General features: G+C 70.1%; 26 protein-coding genes and 4 pseudogenes. 20 read left to right on the top strand and 10 right to left on the bottom strand.

Features of this window, described 5'->3' with window-relative positions; all coding sequences use genetic code 11:
- Positions 1 to 105: 105 nt before the first annotated feature.
- The 6 genes and pseudogenes from OHA37_RS38760 to OHA37_RS38735 all read left to right on the top strand — a co-directional run bounded on the left by OHA37_RS38760 (position 106) and on the right by OHA37_RS38735 (position 3,851).
- A complete protein-coding gene (locus OHA37_RS38760; protein ID WP_266913921.1) occupies positions 106 to 1,032 on the top strand; it encodes an NmrA family NAD(P)-binding protein in 927 nt (308 codons plus the stop codon).
- Positions 1,029 to 1,910: an LLM class flavin-dependent oxidoreductase gene (locus tag OHA37_RS38755; protein WP_266913919.1), complete on the top strand. Its 882-nt coding sequence runs from the start codon at positions 1,029 to 1,031 to the stop codon at positions 1,908 to 1,910. Before OHA37_RS38760 ends, OHA37_RS38755 begins: the two co-directional genes overlap by 4 nt.
- Positions 1,911 to 1,946: 36 nt before the next feature.
- Positions 1,947 to 2,414: pseudogene (locus tag OHA37_RS38750) on the top strand (CBS domain-containing protein); the annotation flags it as partial.
- Between the two features lie 221 nt (positions 2,415 to 2,635).
- On the top strand, positions 2,636 to 3,073 hold the full coding sequence (locus OHA37_RS38745; protein WP_266913917.1) for a glutaredoxin domain-containing protein: 438 nt from the start codon (positions 2,636 to 2,638) through the stop codon (positions 3,071 to 3,073).
- Between the two features lie 73 nt (positions 3,074 to 3,146).
- Positions 3,147 to 3,311: pseudogene (locus OHA37_RS38740) on the top strand (STAS domain-containing protein); the annotation flags it as partial.
- A gap of 264 nt (positions 3,312 to 3,575) precedes the next feature.
- On the top strand, positions 3,576 to 3,851 hold the full coding sequence (locus tag OHA37_RS38735; RefSeq protein WP_266913915.1) for an isoamylase early set domain-containing protein: 276 nt from the start codon (positions 3,576 to 3,578) through the stop codon (positions 3,849 to 3,851).
- A gap of 155 nt (positions 3,852 to 4,006) precedes the next feature.
- Here the strand turns inward: OHA37_RS38735 and OHA37_RS38730 are convergent, their stop codons facing one another.
- Positions 4,007 to 4,324: a hypothetical protein gene (locus OHA37_RS38730; protein ID WP_266913913.1), complete on the bottom strand. Its 318-nt coding sequence runs from the start codon at positions 4,322 to 4,324 to the stop codon at positions 4,007 to 4,009.
- A gap of 632 nt (positions 4,325 to 4,956) precedes the next feature.
- Between OHA37_RS38730 and OHA37_RS38725 the strand changes: the two genes are divergently transcribed.
- On the top strand, positions 4,957 to 5,520 hold the full coding sequence (locus OHA37_RS38725; protein WP_266913911.1) for a hypothetical protein: 564 nt from the start codon (positions 4,957 to 4,959) through the stop codon (positions 5,518 to 5,520).
- 65 nt (positions 5,521 to 5,585) lie between these two features.
- Here OHA37_RS38725 and OHA37_RS38720 read toward each other — a convergent pair whose 3' ends face one another.
- Positions 5,586 to 5,735 (bottom strand): hypothetical protein, encoded by a 150-nt coding sequence (locus OHA37_RS38720; protein WP_323182422.1) that lies wholly within the window; start codon positions 5,733 to 5,735, stop codon positions 5,586 to 5,588.
- A 484-nt stretch (positions 5,736 to 6,219) separates the two neighbouring features.
- On the opposite strand from OHA37_RS38720, the gene OHA37_RS38715 reads away from it, so the two are divergent.
- A complete protein-coding gene (locus tag OHA37_RS38715) occupies positions 6,220 to 7,299 on the top strand; it encodes an RICIN domain-containing protein (protein WP_266913909.1) in 1,080 nt (359 codons plus the stop codon).
- A gap of 402 nt (positions 7,300 to 7,701) precedes the next feature.
- Here OHA37_RS38715 and OHA37_RS38710 read toward each other — a convergent pair whose 3' ends face one another.
- Positions 7,702 to 7,923 (bottom strand): hypothetical protein, encoded by a 222-nt coding sequence (locus tag OHA37_RS38710; protein ID WP_266913907.1) that lies wholly within the window; start codon positions 7,921 to 7,923, stop codon positions 7,702 to 7,704.
- A 600-nt stretch (positions 7,924 to 8,523) separates the two neighbouring features.
- Between OHA37_RS38710 and OHA37_RS38705 the strand changes: the two genes are divergently transcribed.
- Positions 8,524 to 8,697: a CsbD family protein gene (locus OHA37_RS38705; protein WP_266875442.1), complete on the top strand. Its 174-nt coding sequence runs from the start codon at positions 8,524 to 8,526 to the stop codon at positions 8,695 to 8,697.
- A gap of 404 nt (positions 8,698 to 9,101) precedes the next feature.
- On the opposite strand, the pseudogene OHA37_RS38700 reads toward OHA37_RS38705, so the two are convergent.
- Positions 9,102 to 9,384, bottom strand: a pseudogene (locus OHA37_RS38700) (alcohol dehydrogenase catalytic domain-containing protein); the annotation flags it as partial.
- Positions 9,385 to 9,800: 416 nt separating this feature from the next.
- Between OHA37_RS38700 and OHA37_RS38695 the strand changes: the two are divergent.
- Positions 9,801 to 10,028, top strand: coding sequence for a DUF6479 family protein (locus OHA37_RS38695; RefSeq protein WP_266913905.1), 228 nt, complete (start codon positions 9,801 to 9,803; stop codon positions 10,026 to 10,028).
- A gap of 391 nt (positions 10,029 to 10,419) precedes the next feature.
- Complete coding sequence (locus OHA37_RS38690; RefSeq protein ID WP_266913903.1) at positions 10,420 to 10,842, top strand: hypothetical protein; 423 nt, start codon at positions 10,420 to 10,422, stop codon at positions 10,840 to 10,842.
- A 664-nt stretch (positions 10,843 to 11,506) separates the two neighbouring features.
- Here OHA37_RS38690 and OHA37_RS38685 read toward each other — a convergent pair.
- Entirely contained in the window at positions 11,507 to 11,692 is a 186-nt protein-coding gene (locus OHA37_RS38685) for a hypothetical protein (RefSeq protein ID WP_266913901.1), read from the bottom strand.
- Positions 11,693 to 12,020: 328 nt separating this feature from the next.
- Between OHA37_RS38685 and OHA37_RS38680 the strand changes: the two genes are divergently transcribed.
- The 4 genes from OHA37_RS38680 to OHA37_RS38665 all read left to right on the top strand — a co-directional run bounded on the left by OHA37_RS38680 (position 12,021) and on the right by OHA37_RS38665 (position 16,184).
- A complete protein-coding gene (locus OHA37_RS38680) occupies positions 12,021 to 13,196 on the top strand; it encodes an FAD-dependent oxidoreductase (protein ID WP_266913899.1) in 1,176 nt (391 codons plus the stop codon).
- A complete protein-coding gene (locus OHA37_RS38675) occupies positions 13,193 to 14,671 on the top strand; it encodes an FAD-binding oxidoreductase (protein WP_266913897.1) in 1,479 nt (492 codons plus the stop codon). The genes OHA37_RS38680 and OHA37_RS38675 overlap by 4 nt, the downstream gene beginning before the upstream one ends.
- Positions 14,672 to 14,708: 37 nt before the next feature.
- Positions 14,709 to 15,680, top strand: a complete 972-nt coding sequence (locus OHA37_RS38670; protein ID WP_266913895.1) for a methionyl-tRNA formyltransferase — start codon at positions 14,709 to 14,711, stop codon at positions 15,678 to 15,680.
- Positions 15,681 to 15,857: 177 nt separating this feature from the next.
- The gene (locus tag OHA37_RS38665; protein ID WP_266913893.1) at positions 15,858 to 16,184 is read left to right on the top strand and encodes a hypothetical protein; all 327 of its coding nucleotides are present in this window, start codon (positions 15,858 to 15,860) and stop codon (positions 16,182 to 16,184) included.
- A gap of 164 nt (positions 16,185 to 16,348) precedes the next feature.
- Here the strand turns inward: OHA37_RS38665 and OHA37_RS38660 are convergent, their stop codons facing one another.
- Complete coding sequence (locus OHA37_RS38660; protein ID WP_266913891.1) at positions 16,349 to 16,999, bottom strand: winged helix-turn-helix transcriptional regulator; 651 nt, start codon at positions 16,997 to 16,999, stop codon at positions 16,349 to 16,351.
- 111 nt (positions 17,000 to 17,110) lie between these two features.
- Between OHA37_RS38660 and OHA37_RS38655 the strand changes: the two genes are divergently transcribed.
- A complete protein-coding gene (locus OHA37_RS38655; protein ID WP_266913889.1) occupies positions 17,111 to 18,322 on the top strand; it encodes a pyridoxal phosphate-dependent aminotransferase in 1,212 nt (403 codons plus the stop codon).
- 166 nt (positions 18,323 to 18,488) lie between these two features.
- Here OHA37_RS38655 and OHA37_RS38650 read toward each other — a convergent pair whose 3' ends face one another.
- Complete coding sequence (locus tag OHA37_RS38650; RefSeq protein ID WP_266913887.1) at positions 18,489 to 19,145, bottom strand: hypothetical protein; 657 nt, start codon at positions 19,143 to 19,145, stop codon at positions 18,489 to 18,491.
- A 264-nt stretch (positions 19,146 to 19,409) separates the two neighbouring features.
- Here OHA37_RS38650 and OHA37_RS38645 point away from each other — a divergent pair, with 264 nt between their 5' ends.
- The 3 genes from OHA37_RS38645 to OHA37_RS38635 all read left to right on the top strand — a co-directional run bounded on the left by OHA37_RS38645 (position 19,410) and on the right by OHA37_RS38635 (position 22,536).
- Positions 19,410 to 19,577 (top strand): hypothetical protein, encoded by a 168-nt coding sequence (locus OHA37_RS38645; RefSeq protein ID WP_266913885.1) that lies wholly within the window; start codon positions 19,410 to 19,412, stop codon positions 19,575 to 19,577.
- Between the two features lie 415 nt (positions 19,578 to 19,992).
- Positions 19,993 to 21,231 (top strand): PQQ-binding-like beta-propeller repeat protein, encoded by a 1,239-nt coding sequence (locus tag OHA37_RS38640; RefSeq protein ID WP_266913883.1) that lies wholly within the window; start codon positions 19,993 to 19,995, stop codon positions 21,229 to 21,231.
- Positions 21,232 to 21,339: 108 nt separating this feature from the next.
- Entirely contained in the window at positions 21,340 to 22,536 is a 1,197-nt protein-coding gene (locus OHA37_RS38635) for a S8 family serine peptidase (protein WP_266913881.1), read from the top strand.
- A gap of 76 nt (positions 22,537 to 22,612) precedes the next feature.
- Here OHA37_RS38635 and OHA37_RS38630 read toward each other — a convergent pair whose 3' ends face one another.
- From OHA37_RS38630 to OHA37_RS38620, 3 genes are read right to left on the bottom strand one after another with little or no spacing between them, the layout of a single operon-like run.
- Positions 22,613 to 22,822: a hypothetical protein gene (locus OHA37_RS38630; protein ID WP_323182421.1), complete on the bottom strand. Its 210-nt coding sequence runs from the start codon at positions 22,820 to 22,822 to the stop codon at positions 22,613 to 22,615.
- Positions 22,819 to 23,172, bottom strand: coding sequence for a CYTH domain-containing protein (locus OHA37_RS38625; protein ID WP_323182420.1), 354 nt, complete (start codon positions 23,170 to 23,172; stop codon positions 22,819 to 22,821). The genes OHA37_RS38630 and OHA37_RS38625 overlap by 4 nt, the downstream gene beginning before the upstream one ends.
- Entirely contained in the window at positions 23,169 to 23,375 is a 207-nt protein-coding gene (locus OHA37_RS38620; protein ID WP_266914182.1) for a hypothetical protein, read from the bottom strand. Before OHA37_RS38620 ends, OHA37_RS38625 begins: the two co-directional genes overlap by 4 nt.
- A gap of 5 nt (positions 23,376 to 23,380) precedes the next feature.
- Between OHA37_RS38620 and OHA37_RS38615 the strand changes: the two are divergent.
- Positions 23,381 to 23,605 (top strand): annotated as a pseudogene (locus tag OHA37_RS38615) (transposase); the annotation flags it as partial.
- Between the last annotated feature and the right edge of the window lie 125 nt (positions 23,606 to 23,730).

The raw sequence follows: 23,730 nt of genomic DNA, 5'->3' as shown, positions 1-23,730 counted from the left end.
AAGCTTGATAAGTGGGGTGGCCCTCCATATCGTAGCGAACAAGAAATGGAGGGCCACCCCACTTACGGTTGGCTCCTCTTCCGCATGGACGCGATGGGGACGAATGTGAAACCGACGCAGAAGACCGTCATCGTGGCGGGCGCGACCGGCCTGCAGGGCAGGGCCGTGACCCGTCACCTGCTCCGCGACGGCTGGCAGGTGCGCGCCCTGACGCGCGACCCGGACGGGCCGCAGGCCGCGGCGCTGGCGCAGGCCGGCGCACAGGTGGTACGGGCTCGGATGGAGGACGTCGACTCCCTGATCGCCGCGGCCGAGGGCGCCTGGGGCATGTTCAGCGTCCAGCCCACTGTCGGCTCCCCCGGCACCGCGCCGGACTTCACCGACAAGGACGAGGTGGCCTGGGGCATGAACGTCGCCGAGGCCGCACACGCCGCAGGCATCGGGCACTTCATCTTCACCTCGGTCGCCGAAGCCGACCGGCACCTTGAGGAGAAGCTGCCGGTGAACCTGGTCAGCAAGTGGCGGATCGAGCAGCACATCGCCTCCCTCGGCCTGCCCGCGACCATCCTCAGACCGGTGTCCTTCATGGAGAACTTCACCGGCGGCTACGCGCTGCGGAACGGGAACCTGTCCACTGGACTCGCGCCGGAGATCCCCCAGCAGGTCGTGGCCGTCGACGATGTCGGCGCCGTCGCCGCGCTGGCGTTCTCCCGCCCCGAGGAGTGGATCGGCCAGGCTGTCTCCCTGGCCGGAGACGAACTGGCGCCCGTTCAGATCGCTGCGGCCATCGGGCAGGAACTCGGCATATCACTGCCCTACGTTCAGATTCCGATCGAAGCGATCCGGACCCTGAGCACAGACTTCGCCTACGCCAACGAGTGGCTCAACCACATCGGCTACCGCGCCGACATCGCCGCCACCCGGAAGATCCACCCCGCCGCGATGGACCTCCGTAGCTGGCTGAAGCGAACCGGCGCATCCCAGATCGCCGCGTTCCTGGAATCCATGCGCACCACAGGGCAGAACGCATGAGCACCCGCACACAGGGCCTTGGGCGCGTGGGGATCTGGGCGGCAGACTTCGACCACCTCTCCGCCCCCGAGGTCCGTAAGGCGGCCGCGGCGGCCGAGGCGCTCGGCTTCGGGACCCTGTGGTTCCCCGAGACGACGGGACGGGAGGCCATGGCACAGGCCGCGATCCTCCTGGCGGCCACCAGGCACATCACTGTGGCCGCCGGCATGACCGACATCTACGCCCGGGACCCGGTCACGGCCGCCGCCGGGCAGCGCACCCTGGAGGAGACGGCCCCCGGACGGTTCCTCCTCGGTCTGTGGGAGAGCCACCCCAGTCTGGCCCAGGGCATCCGGGGCCACCGCTTCGGCCCGGCTCCGGGCACCATGCGCACCTACCTCGATGCGATGGACGCCGCCCCGTTCGGGCCACCTGGCTCGGCCGCCTCACCGAACCGGGTGCTCGCCGTCCTGGACCCCGGCATGCTCACCCTCGCCGCGGAACGTGCCCGGGGCGCAACAGTGCTGGGCATGCCCGTCGAGTACACCCGCACAGCCAGGTCCGTCCTCGGAGCCGACGGCCTGCTGGCCATCACACAGCTCTGCGTGCTCAGCCACGACCATGCGGACACCGCCGACCTGGCACGAGCCACAGCCGCGGCCGCCCTGCCGAACCGCCACGAGCTGCTCCGTGGACTTGGATACGAGAACCCGGACGCGCTCGACAGTCGGCTGGTCGACGCACTGGTTGCCCACGGCCGCGCAGAGGACATCGCCCACCGTGTCCAAGAGCACTTCGCCGCCGGAGCAGACCACGTCAGCCTCCAGCTCGTGACAACCACACCCGAGTCCCCGTCCGTACGGCAGTGGGAGCAACTCGCCATGCACCTACCCGTCTGACCCGGCGCACCTTCGCCGTCTCTACGGGGCGAATGGGACGAGGAACTCGCCCGCCTCGCCAAAGACTCCAGTGCCGCAGGCCTCCTGGGACCCGAGGATGGGGAGCGCCTGCGGGACGCCCTGGAGCTCGGCACCCGCCCGGTCGGCAAGGTGATGGTCCCCCTCGACGAGGTGGTCACCATCCCCGGCGACATCACCCCCCGGCGCCTGGAGCGGACCGCGGCGGATCACGGCTACTCCCGTCTGCCCGCTCTTGGTCCGCAGGGCCGGGAGATCTGGGGCTACCTGCACACCAAGGATGCCCTCGCCGCCGGCGACCGCTCCGCCCCCTTCCCGCGCAGCGCGATGCGCCCCGTCATCACCGTCGCCCTCGACACCCCGCTCGACGACACCATGACCGCCATGCGCGACGCCGGCACCCACCTCGCGGCCGTAGCCGCCGCCACTGGGACGGTGGTCGGCTTCGTCACGATGGAAGACCTACTGGAAGAACTGGTCGGTTCACGCACACCGCGGACGTCCGCACGCCGCGCTTCAACAGCGGACTGGAATGACGCTTCCCCGGAACATGATCAGGCAGCAAATTCCCCTTCACGAACTTCGTCGTGGTCACGCGTGTCCTCGGTCGGAGCACGTGATCAGACCAAGACCGCAGCGTCCGGCGAACACCCAAGCGAGTGACCTAGTCCGAGGAGCATTTCGACTCATCGATAGACTGCGTCGCCATGATGCGCGCTTGGATCCTGCCGATACTGATTGTGTTCTGCGGCTCAGCCGTCGCGACTGGGATGATCTCCAAGGGAAGCCCCGGCACAGCCACAGCACTCCTACTGGCGTTCCTCGCGCTTGCCGGTGTCAACTCGCCCCTGATCTTCCCGAGGTCGCTCGGCACACTGGAGGCACAACGCCGCAGTGCCGGCGACGGCCGACCGGTCGTCTTCTGGCGTCCGGGCTGCAAGTACTGCATACGACTGCGCATCCGGCTGGGCCGCAGCGCCCGCCATCTGCACTGGGTCAACATCTGGCGCGACCCGGCGGGAGCCGCAGCGGTGAGGGCAGCCAACGACGGCAATGAGACCGTGCCGACTGTCGTCGTGGCGGGCCGGCCACACACCAACCCCAATCCCGAATGGGTGCGCGAACAGCTCTCTCCTTCCGCGTGATCAGAAACCGCGCCCTTCCGGAGAGGCGCCCAGCTCCAAGCGGACAGAGATCACATGACAAGCCGAGTCAGGCCTGAGGCGAGGCCTGCTCGAGGCCCTCACCCGCCCGGGCTGTCCCGACGAGATCATCATCGACCTGAGCAACCTCACCTTCTGCGACTCCACCGGCCTCACCGTCCTCCTGGAGGCCCGCCTGGCCGCCAACGAACGCGGCCGACACATCCACCTGCACGCCCCCAGGCCCGCAGGGCACCCACCGGCTCGAACTGACCTGCACCGACCAGCTCTTCACCATCACCCATCGCTGACCAGACAGCCCCGCACCCGGCCCGCCCAAACCCTCCCCTGCCCACCGGGACATAGGGCGGACCGAGGAACGGCCGATCCGGAGACCGGCCGGGTGACCTCCACGCCTGCGCCCGGCCGCGTACCGCCCTTTTCGGCCCGGGACGCACGAGGATGCACAGGCGAACTCGTTCCTCACCGGCTGGAGTCCACGCACGTGCTCGAACGCAAGCAGTTGAAGAACCGTGCGCAGGTCGCCTTCGTCCTCCCCGAGGACACTCCCGACGGGCCGGTCAGCGTGGTGGGCGACTTCAACCACTGGAACCCCGCCGCCCACCCCCTTCAGCCTTGCTGTGACGGCACCCGCGCCGCGACCGTCCGCCTGCCCCGCCACAGCGCACACTTTTTCCGCTACCTCGCCGCCGGCGACTGCTGGTTCAACGACGAACACGCCGACAGCCACGACGGAACCAACAGCCGCCTCCACACCTGAACCGGTCCGTCAACCGCTCCGCGAGGCCGTACAACCTGCCCGCCGCCCCGCACGTCAGCGCGGCCGGGCGGTGCCCCGCACCTTGGCGCCCCTCGCTGTCCCGGCCCTGTGCGCGACGCGTACGGCGGCGCGACGGACGATGAGGTCCGCTGCATCTAGCCGGTGATCACACCGGGCGGGGGCGGAGGAAGCGGTGGCGTACTCGGGAAAGCCGGAGTTCCCCCACCGGGCGAGCCCGCCCCATGCCCTCCCGCGGTGCTCCCGCAGAACGCGTCCGCGACCGCGGTCAGCGCAGGGGCGACTCCGGAAGGCATCTCATTGACGGTGCCCGAGGGCGGAAAACCGAACGAGACCATCAACTGCTTCAAGGCCACCACTACGGGTGCGGGAAGCCTGTCCAGCGCGGCGATGATCTGCTCACCCGCGGAAATGCCGTCCAGGGAGACATTCTCCGTCTGCATGTCGTCTGCCATCGTCTTTTCCCTCCAAGGGGGTTGGCGTCTCGTTCCACCACTCCTGCTCACCCAAAGGAGATCAATGCGCAACCGCAGCCGGATTGGTCTGAGAAGTCGTTGTCTTTCCGGTCATGACCGTTGAGATTCCGCTGGTCAGGAGCTAATTCCGCGTCGGTGCGGGAGCTGGTGGCCGCCGAGAGAGTCCGTTCGCAGGCGAAACGCCCGGCCGAACGCGGGTGGAGCATCCGGCACCAGTCCGGGGAGTTCAGCATCGTGACGGCGTCACGGCGTCACGGCGTCACGGCGTCACGGCGTCACGGCGTCACGGCGTCACGGCGTCACGGCGTCACGGCGTCACGGCGTCACGGCGTCACGGCGTCACGGCGTCACGGCGTCACGGCGTCACGGCGTCACGGCGTCACGGCGTCACGGCGTCACGGCGTCACGGCGTCACGGCGTCACGGCGTCACGGCGTCACGGCGTCACGGCGTCACGGCGTCACGGCGTCACGGCGTCACGGCGTCACGGCGTCACGGCGTCACGGCGTGACAGCGTAACTGTCCTCTGTCGCTGAACCCTGATCTTTTGCCATCCAAGGTGGACCGACCACCTGAACAGGTCTGATAGCTCCGTTGTTAGGGTCCGGTCCTGTGACTCTTTCAAATCCCGCAGCCAAAACACGGTTCCTCGTCCTGCACGACTATGGGATGGGCGGTTCATGGTGGTGGGTCCACGCGCGGTCGGCCCGGGAGATCCTGGAAACGTTCGCGTGGACCGAGGCTGTCACCGGGCAGGAGTCGGTGACCTGGGCCGAGGGCGAAAAACTCGAAGAAGTCGACATCGATGCGCCACTCATGCCTCCAGGTCTGGACGACCTGCGGGCCAAACGCGACGTACAGCGCGGGCTTCCTGGCTTCGGCGCACTCGCGGACAGGAGCATCGTGTACGTACGGCGTCACTGGGACGGCGAGGACGACGGCGGCCCGGTCTACCTCATGGAGGTTGAATCGGACGGGCGCCGGACCCGCGAAGTGGAGCTGGCCGAGGACGGAAGCGGCCGCGTCAGGAGCGGACCTGACGACTGGCCCTTCAACCCGCCGGTCGTCGACTTCTTCGACCCGGAGTTGGCAGGCCAGGAGATCACCCGAAGTGTTCGAGGAGCAGTGGGAACGCGCCGTACCTGCTTCTGGCCTGTAGCCGCCCACGGCACATGATCCGGCTTTCACGGCAAACGGTCCAAGTCCGGTGACAGAGAACAGTGAAGCCGTGACGGCGCGGTTCAGGCTGCCAGGGACATCGACCGCGTGGTCGTGTGGGTGCGGCGGGCGAGGCGGCGGCGGCACATGAGCATGGTCATCGACCACAAGATCATGGACTCGCTGGTCGCGGGCAGCGTCTCGTAGTCGCGGACCAGCCGACGCGAACGCATCAGCCAGCTCAGCGACCTCGCGACCACCCACCGCCTCGCAGCGCCACGAAACGCGTCTCGTCACTCCGCTTGACGGTCTCCAGGACGAGGTGGAGCTTCTCCCGTGCCCAGTCGGTGAGCATGCCGGTGCAGCCGCCGTCCGCCCAGATCAGACGGAGCGAGCGGTGTGGCCCTTACCCGTTGCAGGAGGGGCACCGCAGGCTCGCGGTCGCCCACATTGGCGGCGGTGACCGCGACCACCAGCAGCAAGCCGGGACAGTCAGTGATCACGTGCCGATTGCGGGCGCCGGCGCCCGCGCCGGAGGTACGCGTAAGCCACGTCGTCGCACCATCGAGGCCCTCGTGATCCAGCGCCGCTCCCTTCGGGTTGCAGCCCCCCGCGTCCGTGGCCGGATGACGTTTGTCCGGAACCGGGTGCACCTCGACGCCCCTTTCACGGCTCTTGGCGCACGTAGCTGTGCTCGCCACCCCCTGAGGAGAAGCCGTGCGTTCGAGAAGGAAACTGTCGGTTCTGGCCGCTGTCTGTGTAAGTGCCCTGGCGGTCGGGGGGCTGGCACAGCCCGCACTCGCGGACGGCTCGGTCAACGGGCCCGTCGAGAACTGCAACGCCGCGGCCGCCGTGTCGCCGGGGTCTTTCGGCACCGGCGCGCTGTCGTGGTGCATTCTGGCGTCCCAGCAGAGCGGTGAGGCCAAGAAGCTGGCCCGCGAGGGGTTCGTCAAGGGCCTGCTCGAGATGCTGACGAACCACACCGGCGGCAATTACAACATCATGATTTTCGACGTCAAGGGCAAGAACGCCTTCGGGGACCCCTGGTTCGTCCACCCCTACACCGCGAACCTCAAGGACGTGGCGTACCAGGGCGACATCGATTACAACGACGCGACTTCGCGCGAGGACCAGACCTACCGGATCTGGATCTTCTCCGGCGGCGGCAGCTTCACCAACCACGGCGACGGCGGATGGATCAACTGGGGCTTCTACGGCCTGTGGGACCGCAACGGCTCCACCGTCGACTTCCGCCCCACGATGGTGCCGGCCACGACCCCCGGCGTCCCCAAGGGCGAGACGCCCGGTCCCGGCGACACCCCCATCACCCCGGGCGTACCCGCCCAGCCCGGCCCCCGTCCCGGTTTCCGCGCCGACAGCGCGGCGACGACGCCCTCCGGATCAGGTCGCCCGCCCGTCGGAGTCCCTGTGCGCCTGAAGACCGTCAACAACCTCGGGGCTGCCGCGACGAACGCCGCCTCAGGCTCGACGGTGGTCGCGGGGAAGCTGGGAGACACCAACTCCACGTGGACGTTCAAGGAGGCGGGCGGCAGCCGCTACGAGATCGCCAACGGCCTCGGTCCGGTCCTCACCGAGAACATGAGCACCTACTTCGCGTCCATCACCACCTGGAAGGGCGGCGCCGCCCAGAAGTGGGAGGTCATCCCCATCAAGGGCGACACCTACCAGATCAGGATCAGTGACCAGGACTGCCTGACCTACCACGAGGACTACAAGAAGCTCGGCGTGTGGACCTGCGACGGTTCCCAGGGCCAGCAGTGGACCATCGCCCGCTGAGCAGCACCCCCGCGGGGCCCGCAGCGGCGCCACCGCGCGCCCTCGGGCCCGGGAAGACAACCGCTCAGGCCGACCGGCTTGGCCGGCTCGACAACAAGCTCACGGTGACTCCCTCTCGTGCGTCGAGATGGTTCGGTGCTGCGGTGGCCGGCGGGAACCCCGCCCCTCGCGGGGAAGCGGGAGTCCCGCCCCGCTCCCCCAGCGGTCTTGCTCCTGAAGAGCTACGTACCAGACCAGGGCGGTGTCCGGTGTCCCGGTCGTCTGTCGCCGGCACCAGTCGGATCGGCGGGCCGACGTCTTGCAGTACCTCCGCCCTCGTGGCAATCGGCGTATGGGCACGCCGGGTTGCCCGCTCGGGGTGGGGCGTCCTTCCCGCCGAAGCTGAAGGGCCGGGGTGGAGGGCTACTTTCCGAGACCGCCCGCGAGGGTGCCGACGAGCCCGCCTTGTGACGTCACGTCGCCGATTTCCCCTGCTGCCAGGGCATCAGTGGGCAAGCCTGCACCCAGGTCCTCAACACCGGCCATAGCGCCCAGCGGGCTATCAGCCGCCTGCGCCACACCAGCCACGGACAGAGCAGCACCAGCCAAAGCAACCGCGGCAAAGACACGCTTCATTGAGTTCATGCCCTGCCAACGCCCCCAGCCCAATACAGTCACGCCCAACAACGCCCCGACCTGCCTCCAAGCCTGGCACCCGTCCCTCAGCCCATGCCCGGCGCACCATCCGTATCACCTCGGTAGAGGGCGGCCTTACCTGAACCGGCTTGTCGCGTGGCGCCCCCGCGACGAGCTTCCCTGGACGTCCGTCCTGGCGTCCGGCCCCCGCTGACGATCACCTCCCGAGACGCCGCCACCGGCCCGTCCTGAGGATCACCGGTGACCTCGACCCCGCGACCGCACCTGAGCCCCGCAGGTCCGTGTCGCGCGGCCGGGGGCCGGGAACAGCCGTCCGCCCGCCCTCGGTACGCCTGGCAACAACCGCATTGCCCAGGTCCGCTCCCCTGATTGCGTCCCGTGCCTGCTGAAGCCGAGCAGTCAGTGTGTTCCGGACGCGTAGCCAGCAGGTCGCGGGGCGCCGCCTGGCAGCCTCACTCTGCCCGAAGCTGCCGACTGGCTCGCCGAATTCGGGCAGGACGCTACCGCCACGTCCTGTCTGTTTCAGAGGGCTCGCAGCGGTCATACGGGGTTCCGTAAGGCTTTTCCACCGTAGAGGAGTGATCAGTTGTGTCTGGTGAGCAGAAGGCCGAGGCGAAGGGCGAGCAGGCCAAGGGCAAGCTCAAGGAGGCCGCTGGACGCCTGACGGGCAACGAGCGGCTGACGGCGGAAGGCCGCGCGGAGCAGGCCAAGGGCGATGCCCGCGATGCCAAGGAAAAGATCAAGAACATGTTCAAGCGCTGACCTCGGCATGAGTGAGGGCGGGATCGCTGCGCGGTCCCGCCCTCACTCATGCCGACGCGCAGTCGGCCGGGCCAGGCGGCGGTGGGCCGGGCGAGCTCGGACGAGGGTCCCTCCGCGACGGGCGCACCACCACACCCCGCCCCGAACGCAAACTGCTCGCCGCGACCGTGACGACGAGAATCGCTCAGCTGCCCGTCCAGTGCTGCGACGGCGTTGGCATTTTCGGTCACTGCGGGCTGATCATCGGACTCCACCGTGGAGGATCTGAGGGCCGCCTAGAGTTGCCCGGCACGTGCACAGATGGGCTCCGCGCCGGCGAGGCGGCCGGCTCCGTGCTCGCGCCGCCACGGTTGACGAGGTCTCGTGTGCACTGGCCCCCACCGCCAGCCCGGGCCGGTCCGCTGGCAGGTGCGGCAGGAGACGTTGCACGGCACCACGACCCAGTCTCCGGAGCGGACGCGGGTGTCCCTCCGGGCCGACCTCCTCGACCATGCCCCTGGGCTCGTGCCCGAGGATGTCGCCGGCGTCGAGGAAGGGGGCGAGCACCTCGTACAGGTGCAGGTCCGAACCACACAGGCCGGTCGTGGTGATGATCTTCACGATCGCATCGGTCCGATCCTTCAGGACGGGTCAGGGGAGCGTGTCGACGCGGACGTCACGCTTCCCGTGCCAGGTCAGGACCTTCATGACATCTCCTTCCTCGGTCGCGAGCGGCGGGCGCGCTGCCGTTTCGGTCGCCGCGCCAATGCGACCGCTTCCGGTCGCCCCTGGCGGCCACCCCGCAGGCGCGGCTTCAGCAGGGGACGGGCCGAGCCGGGTCTCTTGCCACGGCGCGCTCCAGTCGCCCCCCGGCACGCTCTCGTGGGCGCACCGTCGAACGCGGAGGGACAGGCTTGCGCAGCGACGCAGAGTGGCCGCCGAACGGGTCTGCCCTGCGGTCGTTGCGCCCGGCAACGGGCCGGCGGAACCGGCAGGACGGTTGCCGGGCCAGGTCGGTGGCTGGAGCTGCCGGATCTTCCGGTCTTCTGCGGCGAACGGGGGCCTTTGCCTCATTGCCCGATGGGGTTCTGTGAGCGAGGCGGAAGACGGGGTAGACGGAGTTCATGATCACTTCCCTTCCCCTCGCAGCCGAAGCCTCGTCGTCTCTCTTTCTGATCATCGCCGGAGTGATGGTGGTCGTCCTCTTGATCGGCGCGTTCTGGTACGGCAGCCGACGCGCAGCCCGCCGCACGGATCCCGTCGCCCGCCCGGCCGATCAGAACCCGCAGGCGGCAACCCGGCAGGACTCCTGGCAGACACCCGAAGAAGGGTCCGACCACAACCGGCCCTGACCGTCCTAAGCCTTGGTTACCTCCAGCAGGACTCCGGGGCTGCGCGAAGGCGCACAGCCGGCCTGGGACTGCGTCCCGGCCTTCGCCGTCCCGCCCCCGGGTCCGCCCTGAGTCGTCTGCTGTGCGCACTGGGTGACGACTTGAGCAAGGTTTCCTTCGGTGCGGAGCAGTTGGCGCTGGATGTGGGCGCCGTTCCCGTGTTCGCGGGTGGGCGAATCCCTCACGGACCCGGACGTCGTCGCCGTGATCCACTAGCGCGTCCCGCACGTGCTGGTAGAGGGCTTCGATCACCTGGGAGGCGGCCGTCTCCTCCAGCGGCTCGGGGGGGGTGCCTCTATCTCTTTGGTCAAGGTCGACGGGTGCTGGTTCGGGCGTCTGGGACGATGTGCCTGTGCATGCTGATGATCAGGTTGGCGAGGGTGTCTCTGCGGACCTCGCGGTGTTTCTCCGGAACGCTGATGACGGCCGTCCGGTGAAGATCGTTCCTTCCGTCTGCAAGGGGTGTGGCGGGCGCGTGTTCTTCGTGCTCGTTGACGATGTCGAGGGTGGAGCCGAGCGGGTGTGCGCTGGTTGCGGCGGCCGTGCGTTCATTGCGGATAGCGAGGAGTTCTGGGAGGGCGCAGATCCTGGCGAGGCTGGCTGCCCGTGCGGGAGCGAGGAGTTCGAGACCGCGGTCGCGTTCTCGCTCGCAGGCGACGGGTCGGTCCGCTGGGTGACCGTCGGGCTGCGGTGCCAGAAGGACGGCGCCGTTGGGGTCTATGCCGACTGGAAGATCGACTACGGCCCCACGGATCACCTCCTGACCATGGTCTAAGTCTGCGGAGCGACGGCCCTAATGGGCTGCGGTTCGTAGAAGGTTGCGTCCCGGAGCATGGCGAAAAGCACGTCGGCTCGTCGTCCGGCGAGGCAGAGCAGGGCCTGGGTGTGGTGCTTGCAGCTGCCGGGCAGGGGTATCGGCGAGGGCCGGCTGTTCGCTCATCAAGGGCTCCATGGGCCGAACGGGCGTGTAGCACCGCGGTATCGCCGAGCGCGCGGGGTCGGGGCCACTCCGGCCAAGACGGTCGGCGGGCGGAGCGTGGCTGCGGTCCGTAAGGAACGTCCAAGTGGCTCCGATGACCCCCTTGGACAGATGCGCATCCTCGGCGCGCTGTGCTCGCCTGCCCGCCTGCCCGCCTGCCCGCCTGCCTGCGGGAGACGCGAAGCCCGTTCGAGCGCGCCGCGATCCGCCACGGCCACGGCGCCCGCCCCGGACCACTGAACGAGTCGGCCGCCTGCCGTGCCTTCTCCCTCCCTCCGCAGCCGGTACCGGCACCAGTACGGACGGGAAGGCGTCGGCCGGAGCAGTGCAGCGCACCACGCGCGCGGAGCCGGCGGCTGCCGTCAGACACGGCGGACACCGGACGGGCGCCCCTCTGTCATCCCAGGGCACCGGCCCGCGGAGGCGGGAGGCTTCCGGGCGCCCGCGTGACCTCCGCCGCCTAGCTGTGGGGCTGGCCGTAGTACCGGCCGGACCGCTCCAGGCAGTCGGACTCGCCGGCCTGTCTGGCCGCGTCGTACTCCGGGGCGTCCTTGATCTGGTCCTTCGTCCGGTTGACGTAGGCCTTCTCCCCGCCGGGCGCGGTAGCAGGACTCCAGGTCAATCCAGGCGTCGTCAGCTTGCTCACGGGCAGCTCGCCACGCTGGACTCCCCGCAAGTGCCCGTGCGGATACGGCGTCGGATCGCCGCGGCTCGGGGTGGGCACGCCGCAGGCCTGCCCCATCGAGCAACTGCTCGATGAAAGGGGCGCATCAGGGCCTTACGTGGTGTTCGCACCGCTCCGGCGCGCCACCATCGGGCTGTAGGTCCCGTCGATCCGCCCTGTGCCGACGATGGGCCCGCGGCGCTTCATTTCACTCCCCTCACCCCTGAACGGGTGATTGCGGCCGACAGCTCGCAACCGGTTTCATTCCAGAACAATCGGCACAGTCTCTCCAGCTGCAAAGGCCCAGCTCGTGTACGACGTCATCCTCATCGGAGCCCGCTGTGCCGGCTCTTCCACGGCCATGCTCCTCGCCCGGTCAGGCGCCCGTGTGCTGCTGCTGGACCGAGCCGCCTTCCCCAGTGACACCGTCTCGACGCATTTCCTGCACCCGGCGGGCGCCGCTCATCTCGACGACTGGGGGCTGCTGGAGCCCCTGATGTCCACCGGATGCCCCCCGATCCAGGAGATGTCCTTCCATCTGGCGGACGACGTGGTGGTGCGCTCCGCCCCGCTGCCGGCCGGCCGTGTGACCTCCTGCGTCGCTCCACGCCGGACCGTCTTGGACTCGCTTCTCGTGGAGGCCGCGGGAGCGGCGGGAGCGGAGTTCCGGCCCGGATGCTCCTTCCAGAGCCCTGTGGAGCACGAGGGGCGGATCGCCGGGGTGACCTTCACCTCCGGCGGGCGGACGTCCACGGCGCGGGCGCGGCTGGTGATCGGCGCCGACGGCAAGCATTCGCCGTTCGCCCGTGCCGTCGGTGCGCGGACCTACCGCGACCTCGGGGTCATCAGCTGCCTGTTCTACGGGTACTGGAGCGGGCTGGCGGACAAGGGATCGCAGGTCTTCGTCCGCGACGGCCAGGCGGCGGTGGCCTTCCCGACCCACCACGGGCAGCACTGTGTGGTCGTCGGCTGGTCCCGCTCCCGCTTCGAGGAGGTCAAGCAGGACCTCGACCGCCATTTCCGTGCGACGGTGGCCGAGCTCGCGCCCGAGATCGACGCGGCGCTCACCTCCGGTGAGCAGCACGGGCGGATCGTGGGCGCGGGAGACCTGGCGAACTTCTACCGTGATTCGGCGGGCCCGGGCTGGGGCCTGGTCGGTGATGCCGGGCATACGAGGGACCCCGCGAGCGCGCACGGCATCGGTGACGCCTTCGCGCAGGCTGAACTGCTCGCGGACCTGGTGTCGCGGGAGCTGGGCGAGGACTCCCGGGCGCTGGACCGGGCGGTGTCCGCCTACGCCGCCGAGCGCGACCGGCGCACCACCGACGCGTTCGAGACCAACGCGGCGTTCGCTGCCTGGGAGGTGCCACAGCCGCTGCTCGACGTCCTGCGGGTGGCCCAGCACCAACCCGAGCGGGCCCAGCGGTTCATGGGCGTCTACGCGGGGCGCGTCAGCATGAGCGGCTTCCTGGCCGGCGCGTCGTGACCGCGCCCGCGAAGACCCAGGCGCGGAGAGGACCGGACGCGTGCTGCGACCCCGGTCTGGCCCGGGCTCTGGAAGCCGTACGGAAGATCATCGGGCCGGACGGGAGCGTGGACGCCACCCCGCAGGCCTGGAACGTGAGCATGTTCAGGCCGCGGACCGTGCACGCGGTGGTGCGCCCGACCACGGCGGAACAGGTCCGGGCGGTGCTCCGCGTCTTCGACGACCCGGACCTGAGCAGCGGCCTGCACGCGTACAGCACCGGCCGCAACTGGGGACTTGGCTCCCGGGAACCCGCCCGCGACCACGCCGTGGCTCTTGACCTGGGCGGCCTCGACCGTGTGCGGGACCTGGACCTCGTACACGGCTGGGCGGTGGTCGAACCCGGGGTCACCCAGGGCGCGCTGGCGGCACTCCTCGCCGGCAGCGACCGCATGCTCAACGTGACGGCCGCGTCCGCCCACACCAGCGTCGTCGGGAACATCCTCGACCGCGGAGTGGGCGTGCGCCGCCAACGGACCGAGGATCTCGCGGGGCTCGAAGTCGTCCTGCCGGACGGAGAGCTGGTGCGGACGGGCTGGTGGCCGGTCCCCGGCCGGCCACCAGCGGCCGTCTACCCCTACGGACTCGGCCCGAGCCTCCTGCACCTGTTCACCCAGTCCGACCTGGGCGTGGTCACAGCGGCCGCCGTCCGGCTGCCGTCCCGCCCCGAGGCCCAACGGATGCTGCGCCTCGGCTTCACCCGCGACCGGCTCTCACCGGCCGTGGACATGCTGCGCCGCTGGATGGCACAGGGCCTGGTGAGCGGTGTGGTGAAGGTCTATGACATGGTCTCCGCACAGTTCTACGGCGGCCGGGCGGGGGAATTCCTGGCACATCTGTGCGTGACCGGCACCCACCGGTCGGCCACCGCCCTCGCGGAGGTACTCCTCAAGGAAGCGGCGGAGTGCGGGCTGTTCTCGTACGCCGGTCAGTCAGATACCGACGACGCCGTCGTCGCCATGCTGGAGCACACGCACGCGGGCGATCCGGGTCACAACGACGCCATGCTCCAAGCCACCTTGGGCCAGCCCGCCGACCGCGTCGACAAACACGGGGAGGGCTGGCTGTTCTTCATGCCCATGGTGCCCTTCCACGGCGACGGCGTCTCCCGCGCGTACGGCCTGCTCGAACGCATCCAGGACGAGAGCGGTGTGCGGCCCGGCTGCACCGTCAACGGGCTCTCCCCCGACCTCGTCGACTTCGTCGTCACCATCCGCTTCTCCCGCAGCGAGGAAGCGGCACGCCAGGCCCACCGGGTACTGGACCGTGCCCACGAACTGTTCCACGCCGAGGGCTTCGTCCCGTACCGCCTGGACGTCGACCATGCCGGCTGGCTCGACCGCCTCAGCCCGGACCCGGCCGGCCTTGCTCTCGTCCGCCGGCTCAAGCAGTGGATCGATCCGAACTCAGCCATCGCACCCGGCCGTTACGCCTGACCGGTCTGCGCACGACGGACGAAAGAGACCGACGCCGATGAGCGTGCCCGTACGGATCGTCTTCTTCTCGGAAATCAACTCGAAACTGGGCGCCCCCTTCCTGGAGCCGCTGACCACCTCCCCCGAGAGCGAACTCGTGGGCCTGGTCACCTCGCCGCCCGGCCGGCTGTGCTCCTACTTCCTCGGCGAACCCGACCCCGTCGACCTCGCCGACCACGCGCGCCGGCTGGGCGTACCCGTGCTCCGGCCGGAGCACGTCAACGCCCCCGCGGTGCTCCTGGCACTGGAATCACTGGCCGCGGACTACTTCGTGGTCTGCAACTACCAGCAGATCTTCAAAGAGGAGCTCCTCGCCGTCCCCCGGGTCACCTGCGTCAACTTCCATCCCAGCCCGCTCCCCAGGTACGCGGGACTGGCGCCGTTCTACTGGATGGTGCGCCACGGCGAACGCGACGGCGCCGTCTCCGCCATCGAGATGACCACCGGAATCGACTCCGGTCCCCTCCTGGCCCAGCGGGCCATGGCGCTCTCCGGCCGGGAAACCACATCGGAACTGCGGGCCGCACAGGAGAAGGCCAACATCGAAATGCTCCACACCCTGCTCCCCCAGCTCGCCGCACGCTCCTTCACGCGCACGCCCCAGGACGAGACCCGGCGCACGTACTTCGGCCGTCCCACAGACGACGACCACCGCATCGACTTCGCCGCCGGCGCCGAGTCGGTCAGCCGGACCGTACGCGCCGCCTATCGCCACCCGGGCGCATACACCCACACCCCGGACGGCGAACGGCTCACCGTCCTCAAGGTCGAACCCCTCCACAGCTCCGAGCCACAGCCTCCTCTCCAACCCCCCGGCACCATCCGCCGCACGACCGACAAGACCCTGGTCGCTACGAAGGACGCCTGGCTGCACCTGCTCACGGTGGAACGGACGGGCGAAGAAGTCCCGGCAGACCGCCTCACCGGACGGCTCCCGCAAGGGGCCCTCCTCGCCCCGCGGAGAAGCTGAGCGATACGGGCAGCTCGCCGGCTTCCCCCTTTCGCCGGACCGGGCAGGAGCAACCAGGACCAGCTGCTTGCCGCGCTGCCGGCCGTGCCCACTCGACGCCTGCCTCCTGCCGCTCCGCGGCTCCCCCCGTCGAGGATGGGGATGCCTCTCCGCCCTCCATCGTCAGGATCCGATCGCATGTCCCGAGACTCTCCGCCGGAGCACACCCCGGACGGACGCTACGTCGTCATCCACGGCAGGCGCTGGCGGGCCACCGACCCGGACCTCCCCACCGATACCGCCGAGCGCCTGCGCAAACACCTGATGGCGGCCCGGCGTGCCGTCGGCGCCGCCCTGCGGGCGCACGACGAAGTGGCGGAACGCGAAGCCCGCCGCCGCGTACACACGGCCAAGGTCGCACTCGGTGAACGCGGCACCCCATGGTGGGACCAAACCGCTGCGGAACGCCGGGCACGCTGGCTGGACGGACTCACGACGCTGGACGGAGAGCCGGGTCCCCAGTAGGCCGACCCCCGCCTCAGTCGCTCCCTGTGCCGTGGTTCAGGTGGGGAATGGCCCGTACTTCCCGGGGCCCGGATGTTGGTGCCGTGACGGCCGCGGCCGCCAGGACGGCCACGCTCCAGAAGCCCGTCGATCAACTGGCCAGACGTACGCTGAGCCGCGCCGGGTCAGTCCCCTCGCAGTGCGGCGGCCACCGGCCCCTCGCCGTGTACCTCCAAGCGGCCCGCCCTGAAGGCCTGCGCCAGGCCGAGCGTGCCCTCGCCGAGCTCCCGGCAGGTGTCGGCGTCGAGGACGAGGCGGGCGTCCGCCGCGTCGGCGGGTCCGTCCCCGTAAGCGGGCCCGTCCCCCCGGGTCGGGCCGAGGCGGACGTGGAAGACGCCCTCGTCGAGGACCACGTCGACCACGGCCGGGCCCCCGGTCGCCGGGAGGCGGCGGAGCAGGGGCAGGGCGTACCAGTGCGCGCGCAGCGCGTCGGTGGGGCGGCGTTCGGCGAGGTCGGGGGCGCCCCATTCGGCGAGCGCCGTGAGCACGGGCAGCAGTCCGGCGCCGCGCGCGGTCAGCTCGTACACGGTCGCGGGGGCCGGCGGGGGCAGCTTGCGGCGGGTCGCCAGGCCCTGCGCCTCCATGTCCTTGAGCCGGCCGGCCAGTACGTCGGTGGAGACGCCGGGCAGGTCGGCGTGGAGGTCGGTGTACCGGCGGGGGCCGGCCAGCAGCTCCCGGACGATCAGCAGGGTCCAGCGGTCCCCTACCGCGTCCAGGGCGCGGGCCGAGGCGCAGTACTGGTCGTAGCTTCGACGGCGTGGCTGACGAGGTGACATGCAGCGAGTCTAGACAGGATGTTGGACTTTCCAAGCTTCTACTTGGTAAAACCAAGCAGGTAGTCCGGAGTGCGGGAACAGCGGGAACAGCAAGAACAGGGAGGGCACGGCATGGAGTTCAGGCAGTCGAGCAAGCTCAGCGAGGTCTGCTACGAGATCCGGGGGCCGGTGATCGAGCACGCCAACGCGCTGGAGGAGGCGGGCCACAGCGTGCTGCGCCTCAACACCGGCAACCCGGCCGCCTTCGGCTTCGAGGCGCCGGAGGAGATCGTCCAGGACATGATCCGGATGCTCCCCCAGGCCCACGGGTACACCGACGCGCGCGGGGTGCTCTCCGCCCGCCGGGCCGTCGTCCAGCGCTACCAGGCCGTCGGCCTGACCGATGTGACGGTGGACGACGTCTTCCTCGGCAACGGCGTCTCCGAGCTGGTCTCCATGGCCGTCCAGGCACTGCTGGAGGACGGGGACGAGGTCCTCATCCCCGCCCCCGACTTCCCGCTCTGGACCGCCGTGACCACCCTCGCGGGTGGCAAGGCCGTGCACTACATCTGCGACGAGTCCGCCGACTGGTACCCGGACCTCGACGACATGGCGTCCAAGATCACGGACCGCACCAAGGCCGTGGTCATCATCAACCCGAACAACCCCACGGGCGCCGTCTACCCCCGGGAGATCCTGGAAGGCATTCTCGAACTAGCCCGTCGCCACGGTCTGATGGTCTTCGCCGACGAGATCTACGACCAGATCCTGTACGACGACGAGGTCCACCACCACGCCGCCGTCCTCGCCCCCGACCTGGTCGTCCTCACCTTCTGCGGACTCTCGAAGACGTACCGGGTGGCGGGATTCCGGTCCGGCTGGCTCGTGGTGAGCGGCCCCCGGCAGCACGCGCGCAGCTACCTGGAGGGGCTGACCATGCTCGCCTCCATGCGGCTGTGCCCCAACGCCCCGGCCCAGTACGCCATCCAGGCCGCGCTCGGCGGACGCCAGTCCATCAAGGAGCTGACCGCCCCGGGCGGCCGCCTCCTCGAACAGCGCGACCGCGCCTGGGAGAAGCTGAACGAGATCCCCGGTGTGTCCTGCGTGAAGCCGAAGGGCGCGCTGTACGCGTTCCCGCGCATCGACCCCAAGGTGCACCCGATCCACGACGACGAGCGGTTCGTGCTGGACCTGCTGCTGCGGGAAAAGATCCAGGTGGTCCAGGGCACGGGCTTCAACTGGCCCCGCCCCGACCACTTCCGCATCCTGACCCTGCCCTACGCCGACGACCTGGACGCGGCAATCAGCCGGATCGGCCGCTTCCTGAGCGGGTACCGCCAATAGAAGGCGGTGACCACACAGCACACGACGGCGGGTGCCCCGGCTTCCCGGCATCCGTGCGCAGCGGGAGAGGCGACGGCGGCGGCCAGGGCGGGTTCGGGAAGGCCGGCGCGGGCGGCTGCCGTGGCCAGCCGTCCCTTCTCCCCTTCGCCGAGGAAGCCCCCCGACGTCACGCGGCCGGCTGCGGGCTCCCGTGGGACAGGCCCGAGCGCCGCAGGGCGCGCAGCATGGCCGGCAGATCAGCGGGCTCGCCGCCCGAACCGCGGACGAGGGTCTCCAGCAGCTCCGGCGTCAGCTCGTACCGCTCGGCGCGGCGCACCAGCTCCGCGCGGGCCTCCCCGAGGACCGCCCCGCCGTCGAGCTCCCGCAGCAGCTCGTCCTCGTTGACGAAACGGCTCAACCCGCAGTCGAGACCGTCGTCATCGAGGTCCGCCGGGTACGGAGCCCGTGCCCAGGACCCGTTCTCGGACCAGTACACGCACCCCAGCTCGTTTCCCGCGATCAGCTCACGGAGCTCGTCGTAGGGGAGCCAGTCCGGAGCCCCGGCAAGCATGTCGACCGGCGGCTCGTGCCACTTGACCCCGCTGGACTCGTCCTCACCGAAGAGCACGAACCGGTCCCCGCCCAGCGGCTTCAACGTCCACCAGGTGCAGCCGCAGTCGTCGAGGTGCAGCCCACGGTCGTCGATCCAGCAGCCCGTGCGGTGGACCGGCGGCTTCTGCTCCGCCTCGGTCGTCGCCTCCAGCACGGCGACCGCGCTCCACCGGGCCCACAGGACCTCCGGCGCGGGCAGATCCTGCGGCAGTCCGGGCCGGTGCACTGTCATTCCATCCCCCACGGGTGCGCGATCACGTTCCCGACGCACCCTAACCGTTCCCGGCGGCACCCTCACCACGGTGCGGTGGCGTCCGCGGGGAACGCGGCGGGCGCATGCTCCCACCGGGTCCGCGCGCGAGAACCCCAGCAACGCCCGGTCCGCGGCACGTATCAGCAACGGCAGGACCTCGGCGGCGGGACGGCCCGGTGCGTACGCGCGAGTTCCGCGAAGGCTCCCACCAGGTCCACGAGCGCCCAATTCTGTGCCGGATGCGTGATCGGCACGGCGTTCAGATCGGTGCTCATCAGCCAGTCGAACAGCACAACGGCGTCGGAGCGCCTGCTCCGCCGCCACCCGGACTTCGGCCTGACGGGCGAGGTCCGCCAGCTGCGGTCGGACTTCATCAACGGGGTCAAGTACCTGCCGGTGCGCTTCGACTGAGCCTGGCCCGGTGGCGATCGCGCGGAACTGGGCCGCAAGCGCGACAAGTTCCGCGCCCCTCGTACAATCAGCAAACTGTCGAAAAGCAAACCCTGACAAGAGCAGCTGACCAGGACCACGAGAAGCCCCCGAGTGATCGCCCGCCTTCGGTCGGGCGATCACTCGGACACCAGCACGAAAGGCGTCACCCGTGCCCGCGCACACACCGACCTGCTCCCCACACCAGGCATCAGAGCCCACCGGAGCGGCCCCGGCCCTCCCACGCCGGAGTGTCGGACGGTGGACGCGGGCCGGCGCCGCCTCTCTGGCGCTCCTCGTCGCCGGGGTCGCCGGAATCGCCGGCTGCGGAGGGATCGCGGGCGGGAAGGACTCCGCGACCGGCAAAGGCCCCGCGGGACCGTACGCGCCCGCCCGCATGGCCCAGGCCTGGAAGACGCCTCCGGTCAAGGGCGACTCCCTCCTCGTCAAACTGCTCGGCAACTGGAACACGGACACGGCCTACTACATCGGCCGCCGCACCGGCGTGGAGATCTACGACTCGAAGACCGGCGAGCGGCTCGGCACCGTCACCCCGCCCGAGCCGGACATGCGTCCGTGCGCGATGACCGAAGGCCTCAGCAGGAGCGGGCTCGGAGCCATTGGATGGGTCAAGGGCGACCCCCTGGCCGCCACCGCCAGTTGCGACCGGGTGTCGCTGATCGACACCCGCAAGGACGGCGCCGTCCGCTGGACCACGCAGGTGGCCGGAGTCCCGGTGGACGGGAAGCCCGTCACCGACGACGGCGCCACGCTCGCCTTCGTGGACGGTGACGTCCTGGCCGTGATGACACCGACCACCGTGGTCGCCCTGCGTCCGGACAAGAAGGTGGCGTGGACCTGGGCCAGCCCCAGGGCGCGCCTCCACGTCCGGAACACCGACATGACCGCGCGAGGCGACCGCATCACAGTGATGATGGGGCTGGAGACCTTGGGCAAGGCCGACTGGACCTGGTCGGTGAGCACCCTCGACGCGGCCAAGGGCCGCCAGGTGGACGCGACCGCCGTGCCGATGACCCCTCCGGAGGGTGGGCGGGTGCGGCTGGTCGGCAACGGCGCTCCGGCGGCACTGGTCCTGCCCGACGGCCTCGCCGGCAATCCCCCGCCGCCGGAGCTCGTCACCTTCGGCCGCGACGGCTCCATCGCCCGTCGTATCCCGCTCGCCACCACCGCGGGTCCCGTGTTGCTGCACCCCGTGGAACGGGCGAACTGGGCAACACGCTTCGACATCGCCTTCGACGCCGACGCGACCACCGCGTACGTGATCGCCGGAGAGACAACGAGCCTGACCGTCCCCGCCTCCGTCGTCGCCTACGACCTGGCCACCGGCACGCAGATGTGGAGCAAGCCGGTCGGTACGGCGACCACACCCCGGTTCCTGGGCACGGACAAGGACGCCGTCTACGTCCTGGGCGGAAAGAGCGTCAGCGACATGAACATCCAGTCGTACGCGGCCAAGGACGGGACCCCTGCCAAGATCGGCACGGTCACCGCGCCGGACAGCGCTCTTCCCGTCTCGGGACTCGTCGTCGACTACCGCAACGGCAATCTCGTCATGGTCGAAACGGGGGCCGCCCCCCTGTACGGGGCCATCGCGTTCCGCGCCTCCGGCAGCTGAGCCGGGCACACCTTGATCCGGTACGGACCGAGCCGGTGCCGTGCGGGCACTTCACATCCCTGCCCAGCGCATGGACGCATGGACACTTGGGCACAGAGAGGCGCGAAAATGCAGGACACCACACGTCGACACGGGTCGTGGCGGCGGGCGGCGGGCGTCGTCGCCGCGGTGCTGACGGTCAGCGCCGGCACCGCGGTGCCGGCGGCCGCCGACACCGACCCGCGGGGCTACCTCACGAAGATGAAGGCCCAGGAGATGTGGAAGGTCGCGGACGGCAGCGGCATCACGGTCGCCGTCATCGACAGTGGTGTCACGGACCTGCCAGGACTGAAGGGGCGAGTCCTCCAAGGCATTTCGTTCATGGAACCGCCCTTCGAGCGCCCGGACGTCACCTACCCCCCGCACGAGGACTTCGTCGGGCACGGAACCAGCATGACCGCGGCGATCGTCGGCGACGGCTCAGCGGGCAGCCCGCGGGGCCTCGCCCCCGGCGCCAAGGTACTGCCCATCCGCACCAGCATCGGTACACCCATGGCCTTCGCCGTGGCATCCGAAGCCGCCAGAGGGATCCGGTACGCGGCCGACAACGGCGCCAAGATCATCAACTTGTCCATCGGCTGGACTCCGGACTGGCCGATGGACAAGGTCAAGCCCGCCGTCGAGTACGCCCAGAGCAAGGGCGCGCTCGTGTTCGCCGCCATGGGCAACGAGGGCGAGCGCAAGAACTGGACCAACGCGATCGCCGGACTGCCGGGAGTGATCGGCGTGGGAGCCGTCGGCGAGGACGGTAAGGCCATGCCGTTCAGCTCCCACGGGCCGGACACGGACCTGACCTCCATCGGTGGCAAGGTCCAAATCCGCTGCACCGAGAACAAGGGCTGGTGCGTGGGCGACGGCGGTACCTCGTACGCGACCAGTCTGGTCTCCGCCTCCGCCGCGCTCGTCTGGTCGGCCCACCCCGACTGGACGGCGAACCAGGTGGCCCGTGTCCTCATCCAGACTGCCGGGGGCCCCATCGACGGCTCCAAGCGCAGCGACTGGCTCGGCTACGGAACCGCCCGCCCCCGCAAGGTGCTGCTCGACCACGAGGGAGACCCGGGGGCGCCCGACGTCGACCCCCTGGCCGCCCCGGCCGCCGCGCAGCCCCCCGCTCCCGGCGCCGATCCGACAGCCTCGGTGCCACCCCGGGCGGAAGCCGCGGACGCGCCTACGGGCATCTCCTGGCAGTGGCCGACACTCGGCGCCGCCGTCGCCGTGGGCCTTGGCCTCGGCGTCACGGTGATGGTCAAGCGTCGTCGCGGCTGACCCTGCGCTCCGGCCGGGGACGAGCCCTGCGGGACGTACGCCAGGTCGGCGGGGCCCTGGTCGGGCCGGCTGAGCGCTACCCCCGACGGGCCCGTACCGCGTCCGTGTACAGCTCGCGGGTCAGGTCCCCTTCACCGACGTCGAGGCCGGCCAGGAAGGCACGGACGTCCGCGAGTGCGTGGGTCAGCCCGTCGGGGTCGGTCATGGTCTCGACTTCCACGAACGTGCCGTCGATCTCCGGGACCTGGACCACCGTGGCGAGCAGCTCCCGGCCCCGGATGGTCACGGTGTAGTTCGTGCAGTGCTTCGAAAATGCGATGACCGGCTCGTAGCCCAGCCCGCGCGCACCACGGCGCGCACCGCATCCGGATCGCTCACCGCGGTCTCGTATTCCGGCTTCGAGCCGGAGGCGGTGTCGACGGCGGCGCTCTTGTAGGTCAGGACCGTGCGCGCCGTGCCGTCCGCGCTCTCCACTGTGCGTACCCGGAGTTCGGCGTCCCGGGCTTCGAGGGCCCGTTCTGCTGTGTCGTAGTAGGTGTCCCGGTAGACCTCCGGGCGTCCCTCGGTGAGCTTGTCGAGTAGCTCCACCAGGGCTTCGCGGTCCGGGACCCGGGCTTTCAGCTCCGCTTCGATCACCCTGTACTTCCGCCTTCCGGGTAGACGGTGCGCCGTGCGCTCGTCACCATCGCTTCGAACATCCGCCGGTACCCCCTCAACAGCGGGCCGTGCGCGGTGGCCACCACTTTGTGGGTGGCGGACTCGCGCCCCTCCCAGCCGGCATCAAAGGCGCCGACGAACATCGTGCCGTCGGCGCGGATCAGGCACCAGGTCGGGAGCATCGCCCGCGGACGAACTCGCCCAGGCGGTGGAGGAGGTCTTCCCGCAGCATCCTGACGCGGAGATCATCCTCAGCTTTCCCGGCCTCGGCACCCAGCTCGGTGCCCGTGTGCTGGCCGAGATCGGAGACGATCGCACCCGGTTCGCCGACGCCCGTGGCCTGAAGGCCTACGCCGGCGCCTCACCCATCACCCGGGCCTCGGGGAAGAAGTCCAGCATCACCCGGCGCTGGGGCGCTCGCAGTGATGTGGGGCATCTCCGGGGGGCAAGTCGACGTACGGCTGAGGGACGCGTGTGAACCCCCGGCGGGGAGGGAGCTGCGCCTCGTCGGTCGAGGGGTCGTCTGATGTGCCGCGG

Source organism: Streptomyces sp. NBC_00335, from assembly GCF_036127095.1.
Lineage (GTDB): Bacteria > Actinomycetota > Actinomycetes > Streptomycetales > Streptomycetaceae > Streptomyces.
The sequence above is the reverse complement of the archived record's forward strand: the minus strand, read 5'-3'. Positions and strand labels throughout refer to the sequence as shown.

Excerpts from the sequence above, each read along its gene's own strand:
- OHA37_RS38720 (WP_323182422.1), bottom strand. The coding sequence starts at position 5,735 with ATGCGTTCGCGTCGGCTGGTCCGCGACTACGAGACGCTGCCCGCGACC.
- OHA37_RS38670 (WP_266913895.1), top strand. The coding sequence starts at position 14,709 with ATGAGCGTGCCCGTACGGATCGTCTTCTTCTCGGAAATCAACTCGAAA.
- OHA37_RS38650 (WP_266913887.1), bottom strand. The coding sequence starts at position 19,145 with ATGACAGTGCACCGGCCCGGACTGCCGCAGGATCTGCCCGCGCCGGAG.
- OHA37_RS38660 (WP_266913891.1), bottom strand. The coding sequence starts at position 16,999 with ATGTCACCTCGTCAGCCACGCCGTCGAAGCTACGACCAGTACTGCGCC.
- OHA37_RS38665 (WP_266913893.1), top strand. The coding sequence starts at position 15,858 with ATGTCCCGAGACTCTCCGCCGGAGCACACCCCGGACGGACGCTACGTC.
- OHA37_RS38635 (WP_266913881.1), top strand. The coding sequence starts at position 21,340 with ATGCAGGACACCACACGTCGACACGGGTCGTGGCGGCGGGCGGCGGGC.
- OHA37_RS38755 (WP_266913919.1), top strand. The coding sequence starts at position 1,029 with ATGAGCACCCGCACACAGGGCCTTGGGCGCGTGGGGATCTGGGCGGCA.
- OHA37_RS38745 (WP_266913917.1), top strand. The coding sequence starts at position 2,636 with ATGATGCGCGCTTGGATCCTGCCGATACTGATTGTGTTCTGCGGCTCA.
- OHA37_RS38655 (WP_266913889.1), top strand. The coding sequence starts at position 17,111 with ATGGAGTTCAGGCAGTCGAGCAAGCTCAGCGAGGTCTGCTACGAGATC.
- OHA37_RS38640 (WP_266913883.1), top strand. The coding sequence starts at position 19,993 with ATGGCCCAGGCCTGGAAGACGCCTCCGGTCAAGGGCGACTCCCTCCTC.
- OHA37_RS38695 (WP_266913905.1), top strand. The coding sequence starts at position 9,801 with ATGATCACTTCCCTTCCCCTCGCAGCCGAAGCCTCGTCGTCTCTCTTT.
- OHA37_RS38620 (WP_266914182.1), bottom strand. The coding sequence starts at position 23,375 with ATGCTCCCGACCTGGTGCCTGATCCGCGCCGACGGCACGATGTTCGTC.
- OHA37_RS38710 (WP_266913907.1), bottom strand. The coding sequence starts at position 7,923 with ATGAACTCAATGAAGCGTGTCTTTGCCGCGGTTGCTTTGGCTGGTGCT.
- OHA37_RS38730 (WP_266913913.1), bottom strand. The coding sequence starts at position 4,324 with ATGGCAGACGACATGCAGACGGAGAATGTCTCCCTGGACGGCATTTCC.